Source organism: Paenibacillus sp. N119s, assembly GCF_059447605.1.
In genome coordinates this window covers 1-17,003 of sequence record NZ_JCAJRU010000094.1, presented here as the reverse complement: position 1 = coordinate 17,003, position 17,003 = coordinate 1, and the positions used below count along the sequence as shown (strand labels likewise).

The following is a 17,003-nucleotide window of genomic DNA, read 5'->3' as shown; positions in this document are numbered from 1 at the left end:
AGGCTATTTTGAATGATACAGGATCATGGCCACAAAAATGGACTGCCCTCATGCTACCTGAGCATAAAGAGCGATTGCAACAGTGGGCATTATCCCAAGAGGACGTTAGCCAGCCTGTATTGGATGAAGACCAGCTTCAGAGTATCAATAAGGTAGTATCTCTATAGGCCTGGAGGAACAACGAACTGTTGAAGTGATTTACTACGATCATAAACGGTATAAGAGCGCATGCGGTCGGGTAAAACGTTGTGATGTGCTACACAGCAGCATCCTGGTATTGAAACAGCCTGAAATGAGCCCGGTCCACATCTTTCTGAATAACATTAAGGACATACAGTTAACTTAACGCTTGTAATCATCAAACAAAAAGGCGACCTTATATGGTCGCTTTCGCTTTATTCCTTGTTTTGCGCAATACAGGTACTTCCACTTTTCTTTTTCCAAGTCACTACGTATGTACGAAATAGGAATCTTTTTCATCAGTCTTCAACGTGGGTAATGTGGTACGTTTTAAGGTTAATAATAGAGAGCCATCGTTGCTGGAGAAACCAAACCTATAGGTTTGGTTGCAGTGATTTCCTACAATATTTTGAAACGATACGACTAGACTGACGTTTTTATACTCCATGTCTCGAACTGGCAATATCAAATGATTTTTTTGCAGAACGATCTCTACAAATTCAACTTTTATTTTGTGCAGCAGGTACAATTCGGTACAATCCTACAGCATCGCTAGTCGCAGGCCGTACCTCCTGAATGGCCCAGCCTAACGACAGCACCTGCTGTAGCCGATCATACTCAGCCTGCGTCAGTTCGGATGTGACAGCTTCGCTTCCTTCCTCCAGAGACAGCTCAGGCTCACGTCCGAGCGCCACGGCAATCCACGTACGAATGCCCCGGATCGTATTGTATTTGATCTGATACCCGTCTGTTACGGCGCTGACAAACACCTCTGGCTCTTTGGACGCCAGCCCGGTTACCAGTTCCGTATAATCAAACTGTCCATCTGTTGGCAGCTCATTTTGCTGCACCTGACGGATGAGTTCCTCATGGGACCAGCCTAATGAACGCAAAGATTCCAGCATGAGCGCGTCCCACTGGGAAATGCGTACTCTTTTCGTCGATTCAGTCATCGTTTTTTACCTCCTCTAGGTTATGTACACCGTAAAATCGATCTTAACCTAACGGCCAACCGGGTACGCCACATAATGACCGGGGCTAATTTCCTTCAGCTCGGCGGCAGCATTGCTGTCCTTGTCCCATACTCATTTAAGTGATCGAATTAGCAAAAATGACACTCGTTAAGAGTGCCTTTTAGAAGATCAGCAAACTGATTAATGCCAGAATAGCAGGCAGGCCTTGCTTTAATAAAATAGACTTATTGGCAGTTAATGCACCATACACCGCAGCCACTACCACGCAAATGACAAAAAATAATTGGATTTGCCGCCCAATCACAGGATCGGGATAGACCAAACCCCACACCAATCCAGCTGCCAGAATCCGTTATACAGCCCCTGATTGGCTAGAGATTTGGTCAGTAGGCTCAAATCATTCCCTCTTTTCCACGTAAAGTTACTATGAGGTCATTTTCAGATTAATCCTCAAAAAGTATAGTTCATCTTCCAAAAACAGTAAAGAGACCGAGCCTATGGCTCGGCCTAGTTATTAGCACGAGGTCTTACATTGTTCTCGCAAAATCCAGCAAAGCTTTGGACATACTGTTGATCTCGTCCGTAGAAGCATTCACTTGCTGCGTTAGTGCAGCCTGTGTTTGTGTCAGCGTGGACATATTCCCGATGTTGTGCAGAATGCGCTCGATAAGTGTTTTCATTTCATCCAGACTAGTCTCGATATTCCCGGTCGCATCAGCACTGTGGATGGCAAGCTTTCTCACTTCATCTGCAACGACCGCAAAACCACGCCCCTGCTCGCCTGCTCGCGATGCCTCGATAGCAGCATTCAGACCCAGCAGATTCGTTTGATTCGCAATCTCTTTAATAAAGTTCGAAATGTTTTGCGTCTCTTCTGCGCTGACTTTGGCTTGATTGGCTGCCTCTGTCGATTGCTCTTGAGCCGTAGCCAGCTCCTGCGCCTGGTTACTAACCGAGTTAACACCGTTCACCATTTCTGTAATGGAATCAGAGAGATGCTGAATTTTGAGTGTAAGCTCATCCGCAACAGCCTGCTTTTCCTTTTCTACAGTGATATCACGGATTGTCCCGGCAATACGAATAGGTACTCCCTTACTATCGCGCAATGTTTTCCCACTGCAATAGTACCAGCGATGTTCACCATTCTTACGCACTAAACGGCATTCCATTTCGTACGGTGTGCGCCCCGTATAATCATTTAAATGATCATTCAAAACTTTAATCGCCATTTCAGCATCCTCAGGATACAGGATTGAAGCCCAACTGCTAAGCTTGCTTGGAAAATCCTGTTCGTCCTTAAAGCCCAGTGTTTCGCGGAATTGTGGTGACCACCAAAATGTATTATCCGGATTCTCTATGTCCCCTCCGATAATATTTACATCGTAAGGAGCTTCAACCAATACGAGGTTAATGAGATCAAATCTTGTAACCAGGTCCTGAAGCTTCTCGGACTCAATCTTTTGATCATGCACATCTAGCAGAGCGCCTGCAATCCGAAGCGGAACTCCCTGCTCGTTGCGGATGGTCGTTCCAGTAGCCCGGAACCAGCGGTATTCTCCATGCTTCAGCTTCAAACGATACTGTACGTCATAAGGCGTCCTTCCCGTAAAATCCAGCAAATGATCCGACAATTCTGCTAAAGACCTGTCATAATCTTCGGGGTGCAGTCGAGATGACCAGCTGTCCAATACATTAGGGAAGTCTTTTTCGTTCTGGTAGCCCAGCATAGCACGGAATTCTTCTGACCATGTGAACGTATTATTGGGATTGACGGGATCACCTGCAACGACCTCCATATCCCATAAACCAATCTCTATAGCCTTGGTCACAAGTTTCAGGCGGATGTCGACATGCTCAGCATCATTTTTCATGGAATCGATCGCTTGGTTAACATTGTTTGCGATTTCCTGAATCTCAGGAGATGTTGAGGACACCTGTATTGCAGCAGCATAATCCTTTTGCTGTATTCTTTGTGAGAGTTTGCGGCTTTCTTCTACTAAAGGAGCAAGTGATTGAGACTCATTTTTCTTGAGAAACATATATGATCTTCCCTTCTAAGCCAATATATAAAACGGTATAATTTAATATCGGAATTTTATTAAGAATCATTATAAATAAATCTATAATCACATAGGTATTAAGGCTTATTTTTCATGTCCATATACCTAAATTTCCATACAAAAAACATCGAAAAATGTCGAAAAAGGAAAGCTATTTACAAGTCTGGAAACAAAAAGAACACCTCTGCAAGACTTCGCAAAGGTGTTTCTTGTTATCAGATCATCAGTTCAATGTACCTCATTTAAGTGTGGCAACGTATTCCTCGCCTTTTTCTTTATCATATTGTCCTTCCCATTTGGACATGACGACAGCCGCAAGCGAGTTCCCTAAAACATTGACTACTGTACGCGCCATATCCAGGATACGATCAATACCCGCGATAAAGGCCAAACCTTCCAGCGGAAGATTCACAGCGCCCAGCGTAGCGAGCAACACGACAAAGGAAGCGCCCGGCACACCTGCAATCCCTTTGGAAGAAATAATCAGCACGAGTACCAGCGTGATTTGGGTCGTAATCGGCAAATTGATGCCATACATTTGGGCAATAAAAATGGCAGCTAGTGCCTGATACAGCGTGGAGCCGTCCAGATTGAAAGAATATCCGATCGGAATGACAAAGGACGTAATTCCTTTTGGACATCCGAATTTCTCCATCTTCTCCATGATCTTAGGCAGGACACTTTCCGAGCTAGCCGTCGAATATGCAAGCAACAGCTCACTTTTCAAAATTTTGACCATAGTCCAGAGACGGGTGCCGCAAAGCTTGGCGATAATTCCAAAAACAATCACAATGAACAGTAACATAGAGCCGTACACTGATAGTACAAGTTTCAATAACGGCCATAACGAGGCCAATCCAAACTTGGCCACTGTCGTTCCAATCAGTGCAAATACACCGAATGGAGCCAGGCGCATAACCTGATTGGTTACCCAGAACATGGCATCGGCTACACCTTCAAAGAAATTGAGCACAGGTTTGCCCTTGTTGCCGATTGCCGCTACTCCTAGCCCGAACAATACGGAGAAGAATATAATAGCCAGCATATCTCCTTCGCCCAGGGCTTGAACAACATTGGTCGGTACAATGTGTACAATCGTATCTATAAAGCTATGACCTGACTTCTCTGCAGTCTCCACATAGGAATGAATATCGCTCTTGGCCAGGTGGGACATGTCCACGCCATCACCGGGTCGAACCAGATTGGCAACAAGCAGTCCAAACAGGATCGCAACGGTCGTTACAATTTCAAAGTACAGAATCGACTTCCCGCCGAGTTTCCCTAGCTTTTTCATGTCTCCGACACCGGCTACACCGATAATGAGCGTTGAGATTACAATAGGTACGACAATCATCTTGATCAAGCGTATGAAAATATCACCGATCGGCTTTAAGTAGACTTCCACCCCTGAATTGCCGTAAAATAAGGCACCAACAATAATACCTAAAGCCAGACCAATAAAGATTTGCATTGTTAAATTAATCTTTTTCACTTCATGTCCCCCCTCTGGCTGGTTTGTATATTTTTGCAGTATGCAGCTCTTAATATTCAATTGATGTTATTTATACTACAATCCGAACTATAAAAACCGACAGTTATCTACACATGTATTTGTTTTTTTCTATAAATTCACAAACATTAATGCTGAGCCTGTGAATTTATCTTACATTGCCTTTCTGAAACAAATACCCGGAGGTGAATATGGATGAAACTGAATACCCTTCTCTTCCTGCTGATGCTTATCTTTGTACCACTGGCAGGTGAGTTGAATATTCACCCGTTCAATAATACATTCCGTCTCAGCTTTGGTACGCCCGTATTTTTTTTCTTCCTGTTATCCATACGCCATATTCCGCCTGCACTATCAGGAGTACTTGCCGGGATCGCAGTAGTCGCCTTTCGCATTTCACTCAATCATTACCTCCATCCCGGATTTTCCTTTGAAGAGCTGGTGACCTTGCATGGACCTACCTTTTTTTATTACATGGTTTACGGCCTGCTCTTTCAGGTTCTTAACATTAATGCTGAGCCTTACCGCGCACTGCGCGTGGGCATCCTCTCGGTGGGGATTGAGGTTGCTGCAAGTGTGGCGGAACTTAGCGTGCGGCGAAGTATTGACGGGGATTTCTGGGACATCGTTAAGATCAGCCAAGTGGCTTTTATGGCTATGATCCGCAGCTTCTTCGTGCTTGGGTTCTATAATATGATTCGATTAAATCAATCAGTTCAGCACGAAGAGGCACAAAGACAGCAGACAGAGCGAATATTACTTCTGGTATCGGACCTGTACGAGGAGTCAGTCCAGTTAGGCAAAACCCTGTCGCACGCAGAGCAAATTACCCGTGAAAGCTATGGGCTGTACCGCGAACTGCAGCAGGATGAATCTCTGAAAGATAGAGAACATTATGCCAGACAGGCACTTCGTATTTCCGGACAGGTTCATGAGATTAAAAAAGACAGCCAGCGGATTTTTGCCGGTTTGTCCAAGCTCATTGATTCCGAAAGCGACGTGCATTATATGACTTCACAGGAACTTGGCGAGCTGATCGTCCGAACGAACAGTAAATACGCTCAATCGCTGGGCAAGTCCATCCGTTTCACGCTGAATTTCGAGCCTTTGTTGCCCAAACTGCATGTTTACACCGTTCTCACTCTGATTAACAACCTGACATCCAATTCAGTGGAAGCGATGAAAGACAGCGGAAGGATTGACGTTTCCATTCATTTTCTACCAGGACAAGAGGATATAATATCGCTTAGTGTCACCGATAACGGTCCGGGTATCCCTGAGCGCAAACGGGAAATGATCTTCACACCGGGATACACGACCAAGTATGATGAGGAAGGACAGCCTTCGACTGGCATGGGTTTATTCTATGTGCGTGAAGTTGCGGAGAGCCTTGATGGAACGCTTGAACTGCTACAAAATGAAGATGAACATACAGATAGATTACAGACTACTTTTAGAATTATATTGCCTTTACGGAAACTGACGGAGAAAGGAAGATAGCCTGGATGCGTTTTTATATTGTAGATGACGATCAGGGGATTCGTTCTATGCTGGCAGACATTATTGAAGACGAGGGGTTAGGGGAGGTCGTTGGGGAAGCGGAGGATGGTTCCTACGTGAATAGCGGCCTGCTGGAGCTGAACCGGATTGATGTATTGCTGATTGACCTGCTAATGCCGCTTCGCGACGGCATTCAGACCGTACGTGCACTCGGTGATCAATTTAGCGGAAAAATCATTATGATTTCGCGGATCGAATCCAAAAACATGATCGGTGAGGCGTACTCGCTCGGTATTGAATATTATATTGCCAAGCCCTTGAATCGACTGGAAATTATTGCGGTTATTCAAAAGGTGACTGAACGCCTGCGCATGCAGCAGTCTATTACAGATATTCAGCGCACACTGCAAGGACTGTCGATGTTCACATCGAACGGTCCATCAGCGACAATGGAACCGACCCGAAACATTGTCAGCTCAGGGCAGTTTCTGCTCTCCGAAATGGGAATGATCGGCGAAGCCGGAAGTGTAGATTTACTGGACATGCTGGAGTACCTGGACCAATATGAGGAGGAAACAGGCAATCTTTCCCCGTATCTATTCCCCTCGCTAAAAGATATTTTTGCTAATATTGCGTCCAAACGGTTAGGAGAGTCAGCCTCAGCAATCGAGCTGAGCAAGGAAATCAAGGCATCGGAGCAACGTGTCCGCCGCGCCATTTTCCAGACATTAAGCCATATTGTATCGCTCGGGCTGACCGATTATACCCATCCCAAGTTCGAAAATTATGCATCCAAGTTTTTTGATTTTACAGAAATCCGCAAAAAAATGCTGGAGCTGCAAAACAATGTAGAGCCTTCCCTGTCCCAAGCCCGCATTAATACGAAAAAGTTTGTGCAAGTGCTCTATATGGAAGCCAAACGACTATTGCATTAAAAAAAAGCACCTGCATCTCCCCATGTGGCTATCATCACACGGAGATTAACAGGTGCACATTTTGATGATTTAAATGTCCCTTGATTCGAGACTCTTGCTCTGCTACTCCATAGCTTCCAAGAAGCCTACACCATCGGACAACAGACGTTTTAGAACATTTAGCTCCTCCGGGCTGTAGCGATTTAAAAATTGAAGTAACCGATGCTGTACCTCAGCATGCAGCCGCTCATGTACAAGAAACAGCTTTTTTCCCAACGGGGTTAGCCGAAAATAAATTTCTTTCTTGTTGTCGTTCAGCTGGGTTCTACGAATCCAGCCTTCCTTGAGCAGCTTGGTGCTCACTTTTGAAACAGTGCCTTTGCTCAGTTCCATTCGTTCAGCTAAGGTTGTAACATTGATCGGCTCATGCCTCCCGATACAATCCAGAACATGCACATCCGTCATATTGAGCGAAGTCATTCCATTAAATTGCTCCTGAATTTCTTCGAGAAAGGTCATGTTCTCTCTCTGCTGATGCTGCTCCCACTGGTGATTCATCTTAATAAGCAAATCATAGACATGCTCAACCGTTGTTGCCTTCTCCATACGAACAAGTAGTCACTCCTTTGGCGATACTCCTCCTTTCATTATAGCCCACATTTGTTTCACTGGAAACAATATGGTCATGTCATAACTAAACCCTTTCCCCTTTATATCAATGTGACAATGCCATCCTTAATCACACTCGATATGTCCGTTTGTTTCACCGAAATGGCCCAAGCGATATACCCATCAGGACGAATGAGAACTGTATGCACATCCCTCCACCCAACGGGCAATTCATCGGCTACGACTTCGACGTATGAAATATGTGAAAGTGAGATATGGCGCAACTCATTCGATATCTTAGTATCCTGTGCAAGATGGAGCAGCACAAACCGTCCTTCATGTAAAAGATCGTAAGCATACGATGTCATTCCATCAGGCAACCACAATTCAAAATCAGCAAACCGTTTCCCGTTCAGTGGATGCTGCGGTACATTGCCAGCCGCTGGATAACATACATCCAGTGCACTAATTTGCTCTGCCATAGAGCGATTAATTTCCGGATGGCGGAACCATTCCTCGTGTAATTGGCGGTGTGCCAATACAGCAGGCGTAAAATCCAATAAGCGGGTCTGAACCTCGGTATTCCGCAAAAACTGCGTATTAACCGGATAACGTTCGTCATGATAGCTATTCAGCAGTGTGTCTGGAGCCCAGCCACGAATCACTCCGGCCAGCTTCCATCCCAGATTTGCCGCCTCTTGCAAGCCAACATTCATTCCCTGTCCACCTGCTGGGAAGTGAATATGTGCCGCATCACCTGCTAGCAGGATTCTCCCTTTACGATAGGTCTGCGCCTGCCGCGTTGCATTCCCGAATCGAGATAACCAGCGAGGATTGGATACGCCGAGATCTGTACCGAGCAGATCATACAGTCCTGTCTGCACTTCTTCCAGCGTCACAGGCACGTCCTTCGGAATCTCCATCATTCGTGGTGTAGTCAAAATAACCCGATAAATATCTGGATACACGGGGGCAATCATCACTCCACCTCGTTCACTATATTCGGAATGCACGCCACTTTCAGGCGGATTGGCTAACTCTACATCCGCCAATATAGCGGTCAGAGTCATATCCGTGCCCGGAAAAGCAACCCCGGCTTGTTTCCGCACGATACTGCCGGCTCCATCTGCTCCTACAACATAAGCAGCCGTCATTACCGATACATTGGCTTGTGGTCCAGATGTGCATACACTCACCACCTCTACGCCCTGCTCCTGCTCCCGCACAGATACCACTTCCATGCCACGATGAACGACAACTCCCAGCTTGAGCGCATGCTCCTCGATCACCTTCTCTGTGATCACCTGTGGAATAAACAACGTATAATTAGAAGAACTATCAAGCACAGAAAAATCCAAGCGGGTATTCAGCATTGAAAAATGACCCGTACGTATAGGTCTGCCGAGCTTCATAAACCGCTCCTTCAATCCACGCATATCAAACATCTCAAGCGTTCGTGGATGTAGCGTAAGGGCACGTGACTGGTCACTAGGCTCCTCTAAACGTTCAATTACACATACGCTTACTCTTGCTAACGCTAACTCCGCAGCGAGCCACATTCCAACAGGTCCGGCGCCCACTACAATCACTTCGTAATTCATGTTCCCACCCCTATCTAACATCTTTATGCCCACCACCTAATCGTTTCGAAAGAAACAATATATGCATGCGGAAAGCTCCCCTTAACATTTCTGCATACATCAAAAAGTATATTAAACTTTCGTTTATTGTTTCTCTCGAAACAATAATATTGTAATTTAATTGATAACAATTATCAACTACTTTATTATAGTGATTTCTCCCCTTACTTTAAATCATGCACTCATTTCCATTTTATAAAATATAATTGTATAATCTTTAAATGAGACTAAGCTAGAATAAACTCTCCATCGAAGGGATGATTATACATGTCGGATGCCAACCAATTATTCGGTCAAGCGCTGGTTAAATCACTGGTCGGGGAACGTGGACACATTCGAGTCGCTCGTGCCTTGCCGGACATTGATATCGAACTGGCAGGGAAGAAAAATACAGAAATGCCCTACAGCATTTATCAACTGCTGAAGCATATGATTTACTGGCAGCAATTTATGCTGGAGCATCTGGAAGGGCGGAAGCCCCAGCTTCCGGGCAATGTCATGGAAAGCTGGCCCCAAGAAACTGGACCGCAAAGCGAAGGGGCATGGCAGGCTGTCATTAACGAATTTCTACAGGGGGTAGATCGGGCTGTGCAAATTGCCGAAACTACGCAACTGGATGAATCACTGGCTCATTTCCCAGGGGAAACAAAGGCGGGACTATTGCGAAATATCGCCTCCCATAATTCATATCATCTGGGGGAAATTGTACTGCTGCGCCGCATTTATAGAGCTTGGCCACCACCAGGAGGCGGCTTTCCTGTATAAAGCGCGCTCATGGACCGTTTTAGCATTAATACTCCCTTTTATTACAATATGATGTTGGTCTTGACTGTAAGAAAAAGACCACTTGCATAAACAAGTGGCCTCCTTTGGGTTCATCACAGTTCCAGCTCGACTGCAATACCAAAATGATCGGATACAACGGGGCCTGTTTTTCCATTCAGCACAACCGTTGACGATTGAACCTGTACTGCCTTACTGGAGAAAACATAGTCAATACGGAGTGGCTCCGCATTACTTTCCCAGCCAGCAATAGCTTTGATAACCGTGTGTCCCGCATCACGTACGGCAGCGTTCGAATAGGTGTCTGACCAACCGGATTGCATTACATAGTCATATCCCTCTCCGCGTACTTCAGCTGCGTTGTTGAAATCCCCCATCACAAACACAGGAGCCGGAGCTAAAGGATCGAGCACTTCGGTTGTACGATCCCATAGTCCGCGGAAGGATTCCTCATCATTCCACCAGTTGTAATGCCCACTGACAAACCAGGCTTGTACTCCGTCCACCACAGTCTGAATGCCCACAATTTTACGCGAGCGGTAGTTGTCATAATCCTGTATTGAGGAAACATATTCGCTCACCGTAGCTGTAATCGGTGTTTTGGACAGAATCGCCAAACCCTCGTCATATTTGGCAAAACCAATATGTGCGGGAGCCCACGTCCAGTGGTAAGCATCGGATAATAGACCGTTCAGCACATAAGCATAGTTATCGCGTTTAATGACCACTTCAGGGTCTGCGCTATGGTAAGCAGCCAAATCTTCCGGTGTCAACGCAGTCTCTTCTATAGACTGGTTGACTTCCTGCAAAGCAATGACATCAAACTGCTGTTCATCAATAAAAGCAGCCAATTGCTTCAGCTTATCGTGTTGGTTTTCTTCCATCCAAGCATGTGCATTTAAGGTTAACAATTTCAAGCTAATCACCTATTGAGTATGTCTTGTATATCTGATTTAAGTACATCGGCCTTTGGTCCGTAAACCGCCTGTACTCCATTATCTACTTTAATTAAGCCCAAGGCGCCTAACGCTTTCCACGTCTTTTCATCCCCGACGGCTTCTGTATCCTTCACCGTCACACGCAGACGGGTCATGCAAGCATCCACCTCGACAATGTTCTGCTCACCCCCAAGTGTCTTGATGATATCCTCAGCCAATTGATTTTTAGTTGAAACCGCTGCCAAACCATCGGCTTTTGTACTCTCTGCTTCGGAAGTCGCTTGAGGCTCTTCATCTGTATAATTCCCCAGTCTTCCTGGCGTAGCCATTTTGAATTTGCCGATCATAAAATAAGCGATAAAGTAGGTTGCTACCGCAAACACTACACAAGTCAGCACAAAGTTAATGATATCTTGCACCAACCCTGCATTTATAGACAATGGCAAGCGAGTCAGCAGCTCAATCATACCAAACGAATGTAAACGCAAATGTATAATATCAGCCATTCCGAAAGCAATACCGGTAAGAATAGCATAAACCACATACAATACAGGCGCCACGAACATAAACATGAATTCCAGCGGCTCCGTCACCCCTGTTAAAAAGACGGCTGCTGCTGCTGAGAAGATCATCGACTTGTACTTGCCGCGTTTATCTTTGTCTACACGGCGATACATTGCTACTGCCAACCCCATAAGGATGCCCGCTCCGCCGATCATTTGTCCTACCTTGAAACGGGCAGGCGTCACGCCTCCCAGCAAGTTGTTGTAGGCTGCCGGATCCGTACCACGAAGCGCACTGAGATCACTAGCCCAAGCAAGCCACAGTGGGTCTTGCCCAGCAACAACGCTTCCTGCTCCAGAACCCGTGAGCACCGTGTAAACGCCACCAAGTTGAGTATAGTTAATAGGAACGGTCAGCATATGATGAAGACCAAAAGGAATCAACAGTCTCTCCAGTGTACCATAGACAAACGGCGCTATAAAAGGAGCCGACTCTCCCGAAGTCGCCAACCAGACGCCAAATTGGTTAATCCCTCCTTGGACAAATGGCCAGACAGCAGACATGATCAAACTAACGATTACGGACCATAAAATCACAACAAACGGAACAAAACGCTTACCGTTAAAAAACGCCAGAGCATCAGGAAGCTTACGGTAATTATAATATTTATTAAACACCACGGCCCCGACGAAGCCAGATATAATACCGACAAACACACCCATGTTGAGTGCAGGTGCCCCCAAAATAGAGGTGAAATAACCACTAACCGGAATCGTTGCACCGAAGAGGGTATGGGTAGTTGCTCCCTCTTGGGTTAGCATCTTCGACGATACGCCCAAAATCGTTCCTGTTGAAATATTGATGAGAACAAAGGCAATTAAAGCCGCAAAAGCTCCGCCCGCTCGCTCCTTAGCCCAAGAGCCACCAATCGCCACGGCAAATAAAATGTGTAGATTGTTGATAATTCCCCAACCTAGATTCTCCATGACCCCGCCGACAGTCACCCAGAAATGAATATCGCCAGCCAACATCGCCACTACTTTACCCAGTGAAATCATAATCCCGGCTGCTGGCATGACAGCAACAACCACAAGAAGTGCCTTCCCAAGCTTTTGCCAAAAATCAAATGATAGAAGTTTTTTCATGCTCGTTCAGTCTCCATCCCTTATAGTATGTATAGCATGGGTAGTGCTCAATAAAAAAATTATGCAATCGGTTGCACGATTATTATAATGATATCGCTTTCTATTGGCAATACCCTAGTTATAAATATCTTGGTTAATGATGACAGAAATACTCGAAAAAGACGCTAATTTGTTGAAATTGGAGCAATATCGTATGATAGAACATAATATTTTCTGCTTGAGATAGCAAAAGGAGACGAAGACGATGGCAGTAACCATCAAAGATGTCGCAAAACGTGCTAAAGTTGCTACTTCCACCGTATCCCGTGTCATTCAAGACAGCCCCAAAATCAGCGAAGCCACCAAGGCACGCGTCCGCAAAGAAATGAAGGCGCTTGGCTATGAACCTAACTATTCCGCTCAGAGCCTGGCTAACCGTGTCACACAGTCGATAGGCATTATTATGCCTGAATCGGACGTGGCGATCTTTCAGAATCCTTTCTTTCCAGAAAGCCTGCGCGGGATCAGCGAATGGGTAAACGAGCACAACTATACACTGTCAATTGTCACAGGCAAAACGAGTGATGAATTGCTATCCCGCGTAAAGCTGATGACCCGAACCGGGCGCGTTGACGGCTACATTGTCCTGTACTCCAAGCAAAAGGACAGCATCGTGGAGTATCTTCATAAAGAAAAAATCCCCTATACCGTCATCGGCAAGCCTCAGCAGTTTGTCAGTGAAACCACCCATGTAGATAACGATAACTACCAGGCTGCCAAGGATGTGGTCACGTATTTGACGGGGCTGAATCATGAGCGCATTGCTTATGTTGGCGGTGACCAGGAACACGTCGTGAATCTCGAAAGACTTCGAGGCTACCAAGATGCGCTACGAGAGGCGGGCTTGCCTCTATCGGAGGAATACGTGGTCAGGGAGCCTTTTAATCTGGGGGATATGCGCACGCTATTGCAGGCTACCCCGCCGCCTACGGCGATGATCGTTAGCGACGACCTTGTAGCCATGGCCGTACAGAAAATGCTTGCTCAGTTAGGCGTATCCATGCCAGAGCAGCTGTCCATGGTGAGCTTTAATAACCTGATGCTGGCTGAGCTGATGAATCCCCCTCTTACTTCCGTGGATATTGATATCTTCAGCCTTGGTTATCAGGCTGCCAAAAGTCTGATCGAAAAAATTGAAGACCCGAAAGAATTGACCAAGCACATCATTGTCCCCCACCGAATTGTAGAGCGCAAATCAAGCCAAACACTATGAATCTCTAAGAAACCAACAAGAACTGATTTTGTGGATATCCATAAAATCAGTTTTTTTGCGTTGACAGGGCAAACGGTTGCACTATATACTGAACTCGCTCATATATTGGTTCCGTTCAAACAACGATCTCATTTTCCGAGAGGGGTACGCAATCATGGTTTACAACCGATTATTTGACGTAGATAGTTGGAAGCTGACAACACACACTCTACATAGCACACACATGCGATTACAGGAAAGCTTAACGTCCATAGGCAACGGCTATATGGGCATGCGCGGCAATTTTGAAGAAGCTTATTCAGGTGATCATCATCAGGGGACGTATATCTCCGGAATATGGTTTCCTGACAAAACCAAGGTAGGCTGGTGGAAGAACGGCTACCCTGAATATTTCGGCAAGGTCATCAATGCCATGAATTTCATCGGCATCCGTCTGATTGTAAACCAAGAGGAAGTGGACTTATTTACGGCACACATCAGTGATTTTGTGCAAGAGCTGGACATGAAGCAGGGAATCCTGCGGCGCGCTTGTACTGTGAACGACCAGGTTCGTATCACTACAGAGCGTTTTCTGAGCGTTACTACACGTGAATTATGCCTGATTGATTATCAGGTCGAAAATATAAGCGATCAGCCTTTAAGCATTGAGCTTGTTCCTTATTTGGATGGCAATACGAAAAATGAGGACACCAACTATGACGAGGTATTTTGGCTGGAAGAAGCCCGTGAGGTTCAAGAGCAGTTCATCAGCCTGTCCGCAACAACGATAGATAATCCCTTCGGTATTCCGCGCTTTACCGTAAACGCTACCATGGGTATTGTCACCGAGGGACAAGATGAGCAGACGACGGAAGAGGGCTTTTTGTATGCTGCACGCCACTATCTATACAACGTCTTACCAGGTGACCGTATCCAACTGCAAAAAATTGTAGCCGTCACCACTTCACGCGATATGGAAAAGGATGCATTGATTCCGCAAGGTGAACGCATCGCTGTAGAAGCTGTGAACAAAGGCTACACCTCTCTTAAGCAAGAGCATATCGACGCTTGGGCCAGACGCTGGGACAAGGCAGATGTTGAAATTGAGGGGGATACGGAGGCGCAACAGGGAATACGCTTTAACATTTTCCAGCTGTTCTCTACGTACTACGGTGAAGATGCCCGTCTGAATATCGGACCGAAGGGCTTTACGGGCGAAAAATATGGCGGTGCCACCTATTGGGATACAGAGGCATATGCCGTACCTATGTATCTGGCGCTTGCCGATCCGGAGGTAACGCGAAATCTGTTGCTGTACCGTCATCAACATCTGGAGGGTGCCAAGCATAACGCAGCCCAGCAAGGGCTTCGCGGGGCACTGTATCCTATGGTCACTTTTACAGGTGTGGAATGCCATAACGAATGGGAAATTACCTTCGAAGAAATCCATCGTAACGGTGCAATTGCCTATGCCATTTACAATTACACCAATTATACGGGGGACTTGACCTATCTGCATGACTACGGAATCGACGTACTGGTCGAAATTAGCCGTTTCTGGGCCGATCGGGTTCATTTCTCCAAGAGCCGTCAGCAGTATATGATCCACGGGGTTACCGGGCCAAATGAATACGAAAATAACGTTAATAACAACTGGTATACCAATACGCTGGCTGCATGGGTTCTAAAATATACGTTGTCGGTCCTGCCTCAAATCTCGACTGAGAAATCGCAGCGCCTGGCAGTTACAGCCGATGAACGTGCACATTGGCAAGATATCATCAACAACATGTACTATCCTTATGATGAAGAGCGGGGCGTCTTCGTACAGCACGATACCTTTATGGATAAGGATTTGCAGCCTGTATCCGCTTTGCATCCTAGCAATCTGCCACTTAATCAGAAATGGTCATGGGATAAAATCCTGCGTTCCTGCTTTATTAAGCAAGCGGATGTACTGCAAGGGCTCTATTTCTTTGGAGACCAGTTCACGCTGGAGGAAAAAGCACGCAATTTTGCATTTTACGAGCCAATGACCGTTCATGAATCCAGTCTGTCTCCTTCGATTCATGCCGTACTGGCCGCTGAACTCAAAATGGAGGATAAGGCAGTCGAAATGTATAAACGGACGGCTCGTCTGGATCTGGATAACTATAATAATGACACCGAAGACGGACTTCATATCACTTCCATGACAGGAAGCTGGCTGGCGATTGTACAGGGATTTGCCGGGATGAGAACCTATAATGAAACACTCAGCTTTTCCCCTTTTCTGCCGAAGGACTGGAACAAATATACGTTTAAAATCAATTATCGCGGCCGCTTGCTAAGTATTCTCGTACAGGAGAGTGAAGTAGTCATTACCCTGCTGGACGGAGAACCGCTGACACTGGAATTGTATGGACAGCCGACGCACATTACCAGCGGGCAGCCGTTAATGGCGAGCAGTGCTTCATAAATGAACCAACCAGGGAGGTAAGCAAATGAAGGCAGTCATTTTCGACTTGGACGGAGTCATTACAGACACCGCTGAATACCATTTTCAGGCATGGGGCAGCTTGGCGGAAGCGCTCAGCATCCCTTTTGATCGGGAATTTAATGAACAGTTAAAGGGAATCAGCCGTACGGAATCGCTCGACAAAATTCTGGCACGTGGTAACCTGTCCAATACGTTTTCAGAAGAAGGCAAGCAAGACCTGGCCGTACGAAAGAACACCGAGTATCAGCGGCTCATCTCGGCTTTAACTCCCGCAGATGTCCTGCCGGGCATTCAGGCACTTCTGAAGGAGCTTCGTGAAGCAAAAATTGGCATCGCGCTGGCCTCTGCGAGCAAAAACGCAGCGTTTATACTGGATCGGCTGGAGCTGGCACACTATTTTGATAGTGTGGTGGATGTCACAGCCATTCGGAATGGAAAGCCTGACCCGGAAATTTTCCTCGCCGGAGCTGCGAATCTGGGCGTTCGACCTGCCGACTGTATCGGCATAGAAGACGCACAGGCCGGCATTCAGGCGA

Annotated in this window: 14 protein-coding genes and 1 pseudogene; 7 read left to right on the top strand and 8 right to left on the bottom strand. The window is 46.2% G+C overall.

Annotation, left to right across the window (positions count from 1 at the left end):
* Positions 1–50 precede the first annotated feature (50 nt).
* Positions 51–167 carry a YolD-like family protein gene (locus AC5V8P_RS12670; protein WP_495473660.1) on the top strand — a complete coding sequence of 39 codons (117 nt, stop codon included), beginning with the start codon at positions 51–53 and terminating at the stop codon, positions 165–167.
* Positions 168–680: 513 nt separating this feature from the next.
* On the opposite strand, the gene AC5V8P_RS12665 is transcribed toward AC5V8P_RS12670, so the two are convergent.
* The 4 genes and pseudogenes from AC5V8P_RS12665 to AC5V8P_RS12650 form a co-directional block, all read right to left on the bottom strand.
* Positions 681–1,133 (bottom strand): hypothetical protein, encoded by a 453-nt coding sequence (locus AC5V8P_RS12665; protein ID WP_064795622.1) that lies wholly within the window; start codon positions 1,131–1,133, stop codon positions 681–683.
* A gap of 181 nt (positions 1,134–1,314) precedes the next feature.
* A pseudogene (locus tag AC5V8P_RS12660) lies at positions 1,315–1,544 on the bottom strand (DUF1304 domain-containing protein); the annotation flags it as partial.
* Positions 1,545–1,681: 137 nt separating this feature from the next.
* A complete protein-coding gene (locus AC5V8P_RS12655) occupies positions 1,682–3,193 on the bottom strand; it encodes a methyl-accepting chemotaxis protein (RefSeq protein WP_064795621.1) in 1,512 nt (503 codons plus the stop codon).
* 259 nt (positions 3,194–3,452) lie between these two features.
* Positions 3,453–4,706 (bottom strand): cation:dicarboxylate symporter family transporter, encoded by a 1,254-nt coding sequence (locus AC5V8P_RS12650; protein ID WP_063206805.1) that lies wholly within the window; start codon positions 4,704–4,706, stop codon positions 3,453–3,455.
* Positions 4,707–4,919: 213 nt separating this feature from the next.
* Between AC5V8P_RS12650 and AC5V8P_RS12645 the strand changes: the two genes are divergently transcribed.
* Together AC5V8P_RS12645 and AC5V8P_RS12640 are read left to right on the top strand one after the other, a co-directional pair.
* A complete protein-coding gene (locus AC5V8P_RS12645) occupies positions 4,920–6,224 on the top strand; it encodes a sensor histidine kinase (RefSeq protein WP_064795620.1) in 1,305 nt (434 codons plus the stop codon).
* A gap of 5 nt (positions 6,225–6,229) precedes the next feature.
* Positions 6,230–7,159, top strand: coding sequence for a response regulator (locus tag AC5V8P_RS12640; RefSeq protein WP_063206799.1), 930 nt, complete (start codon positions 6,230–6,232; stop codon positions 7,157–7,159).
* 102 nt (positions 7,160–7,261) lie between these two features.
* Here AC5V8P_RS12640 and AC5V8P_RS12635 read toward each other — a convergent pair whose 3' ends face one another.
* On the bottom strand, positions 7,262–7,744 hold the full coding sequence (locus AC5V8P_RS12635; RefSeq protein ID WP_064795619.1) for a MarR family transcriptional regulator: 483 nt from the start codon (positions 7,742–7,744) through the stop codon (positions 7,262–7,264).
* Between the two features lie 104 nt (positions 7,745–7,848).
* Entirely contained in the window at positions 7,849–9,348 is a 1,500-nt protein-coding gene (locus AC5V8P_RS12630; protein ID WP_064795618.1) for a monooxygenase, read from the bottom strand.
* Positions 9,349–9,654: 306 nt separating this feature from the next.
* Here AC5V8P_RS12630 and AC5V8P_RS12625 point away from each other — a divergent pair, with 306 nt between their 5' ends.
* The gene (locus AC5V8P_RS12625; protein WP_064795617.1) at positions 9,655–10,152 is read left to right on the top strand and encodes a DinB family protein; all 498 of its coding nucleotides are present in this window, start codon (positions 9,655–9,657) and stop codon (positions 10,150–10,152) included.
* A 113-nt stretch (positions 10,153–10,265) separates the two neighbouring features.
* On the opposite strand, the gene AC5V8P_RS12620 is transcribed toward AC5V8P_RS12625, so the two are convergent.
* Positions 10,266–11,087, bottom strand: a complete 822-nt coding sequence (locus tag AC5V8P_RS12620) for an endonuclease/exonuclease/phosphatase family protein (RefSeq protein WP_064795616.1) — start codon at positions 11,085–11,087, stop codon at positions 10,266–10,268.
* Between the two features lie 5 nt (positions 11,088–11,092).
* Positions 11,093–12,757, bottom strand: a complete 1,665-nt coding sequence (locus AC5V8P_RS12615; RefSeq protein ID WP_064795615.1) for a PTS transporter subunit IIBC — start codon at positions 12,755–12,757, stop codon at positions 11,093–11,095.
* A 244-nt stretch (positions 12,758–13,001) separates the two neighbouring features.
* On the opposite strand from AC5V8P_RS12615, the gene AC5V8P_RS12610 reads away from it, so the two are divergent.
* The 3 genes from AC5V8P_RS12610 to pgmB form a co-directional block, all read left to right on the top strand.
* Positions 13,002–14,009 carry a LacI family DNA-binding transcriptional regulator gene (locus AC5V8P_RS12610; protein ID WP_064795614.1) on the top strand — a complete coding sequence of 336 codons (1,008 nt, stop codon included), beginning with the start codon at positions 13,002–13,004 and terminating at the stop codon, positions 14,007–14,009.
* A 154-nt stretch (positions 14,010–14,163) separates the two neighbouring features.
* Positions 14,164–16,446: a glycoside hydrolase family 65 protein gene (locus tag AC5V8P_RS12605; protein WP_064795613.1), complete on the top strand. Its 2,283-nt coding sequence runs from the start codon at positions 14,164–14,166 to the stop codon at positions 16,444–16,446.
* A gap of 25 nt (positions 16,447–16,471) precedes the next feature.
* Positions 16,472–17,003, top strand: a 532-nt coding sequence (gene pgmB, locus AC5V8P_RS12600; RefSeq protein ID WP_495473659.1) for a beta-phosphoglucomutase, incomplete at its 3' end; no start/stop codon positions are given.

Coding starts and splice junctions, on each gene's coding strand:
- AC5V8P_RS12640 (WP_063206799.1), top strand. CDS start 6,230: ATGCGTTTTTATATTGTAGATGACGATCAGGGGATTCGTTCTATGCTG.
- AC5V8P_RS12630 (WP_064795618.1), bottom strand. CDS start 9,348: ATGAATTACGAAGTGATTGTAGTGGGCGCCGGACCTGTTGGAATGTGG.
- AC5V8P_RS12670 (WP_495473660.1), top strand. CDS start 51: ATGCTACCTGAGCATAAAGAGCGATTGCAACAGTGGGCATTATCCCAA.
- AC5V8P_RS12605 (WP_064795613.1), top strand. CDS start 14,164: ATGGTTTACAACCGATTATTTGACGTAGATAGTTGGAAGCTGACAACA.
- AC5V8P_RS12645 (WP_064795620.1), top strand. CDS start 4,920: ATGAAACTGAATACCCTTCTCTTCCTGCTGATGCTTATCTTTGTACCA.
- AC5V8P_RS12610 (WP_064795614.1), top strand. CDS start 13,002: ATGGCAGTAACCATCAAAGATGTCGCAAAACGTGCTAAAGTTGCTACT.
- AC5V8P_RS12655 (WP_064795621.1), bottom strand. CDS start 3,193: ATGTTTCTCAAGAAAAATGAGTCTCAATCACTTGCTCCTTTAGTAGAA.
- AC5V8P_RS12665 (WP_064795622.1), bottom strand. CDS start 1,133: ATGACTGAATCGACGAAAAGAGTACGCATTTCCCAGTGGGACGCGCTC.
- AC5V8P_RS12625 (WP_064795617.1), top strand. CDS start 9,655: ATGTCGGATGCCAACCAATTATTCGGTCAAGCGCTGGTTAAATCACTG.
- AC5V8P_RS12615 (WP_064795615.1), bottom strand. CDS start 12,757: ATGAAAAAACTTCTATCATTTGATTTTTGGCAAAAGCTTGGGAAGGCA.
- AC5V8P_RS12635 (WP_064795619.1), bottom strand. CDS start 7,744: ATGGAGAAGGCAACAACGGTTGAGCATGTCTATGATTTGCTTATTAAG.